7 protein-coding genes are annotated in these 7,481 nt (G+C 50.5%); all 7 read left to right on the forward strand.

Translation table 11 applies throughout. The features are described from left to right. The coding region (locus A3A5_RS38025; RefSeq protein ID WP_035812129.1) for a thioesterase domain-containing protein at positions 1-1,466 on the forward strand (1,466 nt) is incomplete at its 5' end. Beyond that, positions 1,459-3,030 carry a hypothetical protein gene (locus A3A5_RS41040; protein ID WP_198293118.1) on the forward strand — a complete coding sequence of 524 codons (1,572 nt, stop codon included), beginning with the start codon at positions 1,459-1,461 and terminating at the stop codon, positions 3,028-3,030. The genes A3A5_RS38025 and A3A5_RS41040, both read left to right, overlap by 8 nt. A 92-nt stretch (positions 3,031-3,122) precedes the next feature. Beyond that, positions 3,123-3,866, forward strand: coding sequence for a hypothetical protein (locus A3A5_RS38030; protein WP_198293119.1), 744 nt, complete (start codon positions 3,123-3,125; stop codon positions 3,864-3,866). Continuing rightward, positions 3,845-5,719, forward strand: a complete 1,875-nt coding sequence (locus A3A5_RS0108985) for an ABC transporter ATP-binding protein (RefSeq protein WP_081623839.1) — start codon at positions 3,845-3,847, stop codon at positions 5,717-5,719. The genes A3A5_RS38030 and A3A5_RS0108985 overlap by 22 nt, the downstream gene beginning before the upstream one ends. Before the next feature lie 341 nt (positions 5,720-6,060). Next, the gene (locus tag A3A5_RS41045; RefSeq protein ID WP_081623840.1) at positions 6,061-6,318 is read left to right on the forward strand and encodes a hypothetical protein; all 258 of its coding nucleotides are present in this window, start codon (positions 6,061-6,063) and stop codon (positions 6,316-6,318) included. Between the two features lie 211 nt (positions 6,319-6,529). After that, entirely contained in the window at positions 6,530-7,072 is a 543-nt protein-coding gene (locus tag A3A5_RS41050) for a 4'-phosphopantetheinyl transferase superfamily protein (protein WP_232431300.1), read from the forward strand. Positions 7,073-7,331: 259 nt separating this feature from the next. After that, a partial coding sequence (locus tag A3A5_RS44010; protein ID WP_018310265.1) for a helix-turn-helix domain-containing protein occupies positions 7,332-7,481 on the forward strand: 150 nt, incomplete at its 3' end.

Here is a 7,481-nt window from a genome sequence, read left to right on the forward strand (position 1 = left end):
ACCTGCCGGACGGCAACCTGGAGTACCTGGGGCGCAGCGACGACCAGATCAAGATCCGCGGCTTCCGGATCGAGCCGGGCGAGATCGCGGCGCGGCTGAACGAGCACGCCTGGGTACGCGATGCGGTGGTGGTGGCGCGCGAGGATCGGGCCGGCGAGCCGCGCCTGGTGGCCTACGTGGTGGGCGTGCCGGGGGAGGCGGCGAGCGAACTTGGGGAGCTTGCGGCCACGCTGCGTGCGCACCTGAGCGCGCGGCTGCCCGAGTACATGGTGCCGTCGGCGTTCGTGTGTCTGGAGGTGCTGCCGCTGACGCCCAACGGTAAGCTCGATCGCAAGGCGCTGCCGGCGCCGGACGCCTATGCGCGGCATACCTATGAGGCCCCGCGGGGCGAGATCGAGACGGTGCTGGCTGGGCTGTGGGCGGAGCTGTTGGGCCTGGAGCGCGTTGGCCGCCACGACCACTTCTTTGAGCTGGGTGGGCATTCGCTGCTGGCCGTACGACTCCTCAGCCGAGCGCAAAACCTCGGAATGAAATTTAGCGCGACCGATCTTTTCCAGACCCCGATCTTAAGAGAATTCTCGCAAACCGTTAAGTTCACCCCGAGCAGTTACTCTGTTGGGGCACTTCCAGTTCGGCAATCTGGTTCCCAATCTCCCATCTTCTTTGTCCCTACCGGATATGGGGACTATTCGTACGTGCTCCCTTTGTCAAAAGAAATGGAAATAGATTGCCCGATCTATGCCATCCCATGGCCCATCTTCGATGACTTCGAACAGTTAACAATCGAGAAAATCTCTGATCATGTAGTTTCAGTCATAAAGAATATACAGCCAAAAGGACCATATAGACTCGCTGGATACTCATCCGGGGCGATCCTTGCCTACGCGATATCGCACCGCTTTTTCGATATCAATGAAGAGGTATCCTTCCTAGCCCTCATCGACAGCATTTTGCCAAGAAATCCTATGGTAATGTCTGGTGCTGAAATCATCACGAAACTGATGTTTGAGCCCATGGAATCCATAGATGACGTCACACTTGACTATCTTGATTCCATTTCCACGCGTAGCTCTATCAGCGAAATCCTCCAAGAAGCTCACGACATCGGAGCAATAAAAATTGAACAAGACACACATAACAATGCTCTGATGTACGTTCGCTTCCATACAGCACTACAGATCTACACCCCTCCCTCATTCCCGATAGAAATTCACCAATTCTACGCTATCGAGAACCCTATTGGCCGCCGCACATCCGAGAAGTGGAACAAGATAGACGATGAAGAGCTATCTCCCATGCGAGGATGGGATAGAGTTTCAGAGGCCAACTCCATCCATACCATACCAATCAACGGCGATCATGTGAGCATAATGAGCGATCGAGAAAATCGACGCGCCCTTGCAAAATCAATCTCCTTACACCTGAATAAATCAACAAATAACCGACAAAATTGCGAAAATGATTGATCCAGATATGAATTCCATCCCCTCTGAGGAAACGTATCCACATAGAGAAAACGTATCCAGACTATTGACATACGGAGGCGACTATAGAATCAGTCTTGATCCGCTAACCCTCAGAAATAAATATGGATGCGCCCCCGAACCTGACAGCAGCCTATTGCCTTTCGGCTCGGCCACCGCATCCACGATTTCAGAAATCGGTTTTCTCGCCGCCGGGGATGCACATCACCGAATCAATCGGTGCTTGATGAGAGAAACTCCACATAATGTCTATCTCGGAGAAATAGCCAGGCTAAGAAATCAGATCATCGATATTTTCAATCTTGAAAGTTATCAAGGGACTGAGGTTGTATTTTCCCCATCTGGAACGGACTCACACATCTTGGCTTCAAAATTAATCGTAGGAAGTTCAAAGAAAAGGGTGCTGTCGGTGATGGTTCAACCTTCTGAAACGGGGAGTGGCATAAAATCAGCCTTGATGGGTGGAGAATGCCAAATGCCTTTTCAAACCAACCTAGAAAACAATCCTTTCGGAAAGATTGACGTCGAGTCAATATCATTACGCGCCTCTGACTGTAGCGCTAGGACTACTCAATCAATCGATGATGACTTGGAGTCACTGGTATCGAGCGCAATCCAAAAATACGATCGAATCCTAATAACACTCACCGACGTCTCAAAAACTGGCCTATTGTCTCCGAGTCCAGCTCTAGCCCTCGCTCTGAAAATCAGGTGGCCTCATGTCATTGAGATCCTCGTGGATGCATCTCAATTCAGAATATCCATCACAACTCTCAACAATTACATCAAGACGGACTTCATGGTGATTGTTACCGGGTCAAAATTCCTGAGCGGCCCGACATTTTCCTCGGTCTTACTTATACCCGAATCAAGTACGAGTAGATTAATCAAAAGACCACTTACCTCAATGGGCGGCATCAACAGCTCCCGCGCAGAATGGCCTCAACATTGGGCTGGAGTCCAATCGCTCCCTAATTCTTGCAACTTTGGACTCATCTTAAGATGGGCTGCTGCGCTTGCGGAGCTGCGCGCATTTCTTCGCATTCCAGAAGACCAAGTAACTTACATCGCTAGAACTTTCGAACATGCTGTGTCAACTTGGTTAGATGAATCTCAACATTTTCTTTTCCTAAAGAACCCCGCGTTGCGGCGCGATCCATCTGGGACCTGCGAATCATGGGATCATATTCAAACAATATTCCCTTTCATCATGCTTGAAAAGCATCGAGGGAGGAAAGCAAAACCGCTATCACTGGAGTCAACTCGATTAATTTATAACCAGATGAACAAACGGATAGCGAAAAACACTGGTGACAGAACGCAGAAAATTATTGCGGCACGTTGCGAAATAGGGCAGCCGGTGGTTTGCGGCGAAACTCAAGGAGATCAAGTAGCAGCCCTACGCCTCTGCCTCAGCTCGCGGCTAATCAGGCAGGCAGCGGAAGACAAAGAATCTGGCATGAGAAATCTAATCGATCGAGGGATAACAACCTTGGAAAAGTCAGAATTTCTGGTTCGAAGAATACGCTCGGCAACATCACACTAGCTTCCGAAATTTGGCGATAGATATAATCATGCGAAGCAAGATATTTTTTCCAATTATCACCTGAACGATAACCCCATTGGAGGAGAGTTTTGATGGAAATAATCCCCCTAAATCGCCGGCCGGATTTGATTCCTCACGTCCTATCCGAGGATTTGAATTGTGTTTGGCCGAATTTCATGCGACACGATCCCGTAGCCAAACTATATTTCGGGGAGGCCGTATTCCTAGGCTATTTGGATTACGCTTTTGCCGGAGTGATAGACGGAAATGTGGTTGGTCGCGCATTCGGTATACCATTTTTCTTTGGAAGAAACGGCCGTACGGAGTTACCTGATGGTGGATGGGACCAAATGATTCGCTGGGCCCACGAAGACAAGCTGATAGGGCGAGCACCGACAACAATGGGAGCACTTGAAGTTACCTTACGGCCAGAAGCACGGGGTATTGGGAATGCACTGAAGATGTTGGGTGCGCTCAAGACATGCGCAAGAAATCTTGGATTCTTCGACATCTTTATTCCAGTCAGGCCAAGTCAAAAGCATTTGAACAAGACGATATCAATGCGAGACTACATTAATTTAAAAAGAAGTGACGGAGCACCTGCGGATTCGTGGCTGAGAACACATATCAATTCTGGAGGAAAAATAGTGAAGGTGGCCCCGTACTCGATGACCATCGTTGGATCGATATCGGAATGGTCACAATGGACAGGCATTCCATTTGAGCAATCAGGAATGATTGAGGTAGATGGGGCGCTAGCGCCGGTTTCCGTATCCATCGAGCAGGATTACGCAGTCTACGTCGAGCCTAACATATGGGTGCAATATTCCATGTGACAACAACAAGTAACCCCATGCTTATCCAGCTCAACCGATATTCGCTTCTGGACAAGCACCTCATGGACGCTCCCGAACCCATGTTGAGAATTCTCCGTCTGAGCTTCGAGTACTGGCAGCGCCATCCGCTATCGATCGCATTTATACTAGTTAGCATGCTAGGGATTACGGCGATAGAGGTCATGCTGCCGGTCTTTACTGGCAACATGATCAATGCCATCACAACAACTTCTCATGAACATAGCTCCCCATTCAATATCCTATTAGCTATTGTTGCTCTAGGTGTCATTCATCTGACGATCCGCGATCTAATCCTTAGAACGGTGAATCGGCTAACCTCCTCTGTCATCCAGGATATGACTCAGCGTGCTTTCTGGCATGTACAAAGACTTTCTACCGACTGGCACAGTAGCAATCTGCTCGGCGAGACTATTCGTAAGATCACTCGAGGTACATGGGCGATTGATAGTATAAACGAAATAATTCTCGTTGAAGCCACACCTACCTTCATGGTGTTACTCATTGCCACAGTGTTACTAAGTATCAATTGGCCAATTATTGGACTAATAACAATGATTGGAGTTTTTCTATTCGTATCAGTCAGCCTATATTTAACTTCGTGCTATGTCATTCCTGCAGCCCAGCAAGCGAGCACAGTAGACTCCGAACTTAGTGGGCGCATCGCAGATGCTATCGCCGGCAATGCGATCGTGAAATCGTTCGGGGCCGAACTGCGAGAGGATACCTCCATCGCGCAAGCTACTGAGCTATGGAGGCAACGAACCGTTGAGGCGTGGGATCGTAGCGTCAATTCTGGCTCGATCCAGAATCTAATAGTGGTGGCCTTGAATGCCGTTGTGCTCTATGTGAGCCTATCGCAGTGGCAACGTGGTCTCGTAACTGTTGGCGGCTTGGCCTATGTGATGACCACCCATGCGCTGATTCATAGCCATCTGCGCGATATCGGTTTGCACGCTCGTATCCTGCAACGTGCAGTCGGTGAGATGGAAGAATTCGCTGGCCTCGTGAGCTCGCCGCTGGATCCCAAAGATTCGCTTGACGCGCCATCGATTTCTATCTCTCGTGGCCAAATTGATTTTAAAGCAGTGAGTTTCCGCTATCCCGGTCAACCACGATCAATCTATGATCGGATCTCACTAACCATCCATGCTGGCGAACGCGTCGGCATCGTTGGCCGCTCTGGCAGCGGGAAAAGTACGTTCATCAAACTGCTCCAACGCCATTATGATTTAGAAGATGGAAATATTCTAATTGACGATCAAGACATCTCCAAAGTCACACAAGAGAGCCTTCGGCATCAAATCGCACTAGTCCCACAGGAACCGATGCTTTTCCATCGTACACTGGCGGAAAATATCGCCTATGGTAAGCCAAACGCAACAATGACCCAAATCATCCATGCGGCGAAGCAAGCTTACGCGCACGACTTCATTTCCCAGCTACCTAATGCTTACAACACGCCTGTCGGCGAACGCGGGGTGAGGCTATCAGGCGGAGAGCGACAACGCATTGCCCTAGCACGCGCCATTTTGACCAACGCTCCGATTCTTGTCCTAGATGAGGCAACGTCCAACCTCGATGGCGTGTCTGAATCACTCATTCAGAATGCAATAGAAGAGCTGATTTCCGATCGAACCACAATCATCGTAGCGCACCGATTGTCGATCATGCAAAAAGTCGATCGAATCTTGGTCTTCGATCACGGTAAACTCGTTGAACAAGGAGCCCACGCGGAACTATCCATGAAGAAAGATGGACACTATTACCACTTGCTGCAAAGTCAAGCCATGGAGCCGGTTGGCGACCAGCAAGGGGATGCCATACAGTATTGAAACTCGGCCAGCCCGGTCAGCCTCCTGTCACTTGCACCCGGGGGGCAGTAGCCGATGTACTTTTGATACCGTTTACACGCTGTAGTTGATCCTTTTCGCGAAGCATTGAGTCCTCTCATCAAGAATCGTCGGCACAATCTCTAACTGGCTCGAAACCAGCTGCCGGAGGTGGTCTACTGATATCGACACAGGCAGTTCACAGCGAGGCTCGATGAGCTCAGATGCTCCAATCTTGATTCTTACCTCGCGAACATGGAGACCCTGTTAAACCGACTATTTCAGTGGCTCGGAAGATTGGGAATCTCGCATCTCCCCCTAAGAGACAGTCAAGGTAAATCACTATGACCATACTCAAAACGAGAATTGCAGCCACCAACAAGAAGCTTGAAGAACTGAAGGAGGCGCGACGAACTGCGGAGAAAACACGAAGGCAAGCCTACAAACAAAGTCGCGCTGACCGCCAGCGGAAAATCTTGCTGATTGGGGAAGCAGTATTGCATCGCGTCGAGCGAGGCGAATGGGATGAGACAGAGTTTCGACGGATGATGGATGAAGCCCTTACGCGGGCGGCCGATCGATTACTGTTCGACTTGGATTAAGAGTGGCCATGTTTCGTCGTCGAGGGGGAGGCAGATGCTACTTGTCTGGGTAGTAAGAACTATAGAGTACACAGACACGATACCCCGCCTCCTGGACGGGTTGTCTGCCAGCGAGCGCCAGCGGGCCTCGGCCCTCCATTTCGATCGAGATCGCGCGTCCTACGTTGTGAGTCACTATGCGCTCCGACGAATCCTTGCGCACCATTTGAAGATGAACCGGTTTGAACACGAATATGAAATTGGAACGCACGGTAAGCCATCGTTACCTCCTCAGTTTTCAGCCAGCAATCTCGAGTTCAGCTTAGCCCATGCCGACGAAATAGCATTAATTGCTGTCTCGAATCTTGGTGCGGTGGGGATCGATGTCGAACGGGAGGTCGATTCGTTCAATGTTCACGAGCTCGCAGTGTCGGTATTCGATCGGCAGGAGTGTCAACTGCTGGCTAACTTCAGTGCGGGCGCCGCGAAACGCGGTTTCTTCCGTATGTGGGTCAGAAAGGAAGCTTATGCGAAAGCATGCGGCCTTGGGCTTAGCGCGGGACTCAAGGTGCCTGTTCTTGATCCAACCGCATTGGACGATGTTGGAAGAGTACAGATCAGGCATGCAGGTGGAAAGACATGGCTGGAATGGGCTGTCACCTCACAGCCCGGATACAGTGCCGCGTTGTATCAACGTGTAGACGACATGGCCCGCACTGCTCATGTAGTACCGGAGATTCGCGAATGGCGTCTATCACACCTGGAGCGGACTTGAGCTAACGTCATCACCGGCAAGGGTGTTGCGCATGATACGGTGGCTAGACGCACCTCATTACACACAAGTCGTGACCCATGGCGTGCCGCGAAAAGTCGTTTACGGTCAATGACATAGCGGGTGGGGTTGTAAACTCTTTCGGATTGTCGTTAGAGGTGGCTTCATTTGTTCGGACAGGGGGCCGAAGGTTTTACTCATGGGTCGGTAAGTTAGTCGACAATTTTGGAACTTCATGGGCCCTGCATCGGTNGGATCGTGCATGAAGCGAGACGGACGGACATTTGATCATCAGACGCTGGAGGCGATTCGCCTCATGGCGATTGAGCGGGTTCGTGAAGGCGAGCGGCCGGCAGACGTGATTGCCTCCTACGGATTCAATCGCACCACGATCTATAAATGGATAAACGCT

The sequence above is a fragment of the Cupriavidus sp. UYPR2.512 genome (assembly GCF_000379565.1).
Lineage (GTDB): Bacteria > Pseudomonadota > Gammaproteobacteria > Burkholderiales > Burkholderiaceae > Cupriavidus.

Excerpts from the sequence above, each read along its gene's own strand:
- A3A5_RS41040 (WP_198293118.1), top strand. The coding sequence starts at position 1,459 with ATGATTGATCCAGATATGAATTCCATCCCCTCTGAGGAAACGTATCCA.
- A3A5_RS38030 (WP_198293119.1), top strand. The coding sequence starts at position 3,123 with ATGGAAATAATCCCCCTAAATCGCCGGCCGGATTTGATTCCTCACGTC.
- A3A5_RS0108985 (WP_081623839.1), top strand. The coding sequence starts at position 3,845 with ATGGGTGCAATATTCCATGTGACAACAACAAGTAACCCCATGCTTATC.
- A3A5_RS41045 (WP_081623840.1), top strand. The coding sequence starts at position 6,061 with ATGACCATACTCAAAACGAGAATTGCAGCCACCAACAAGAAGCTTGAA.
- A3A5_RS41050 (WP_232431300.1), top strand. The coding sequence starts at position 6,530 with ATGAACCGGTTTGAACACGAATATGAAATTGGAACGCACGGTAAGCCA.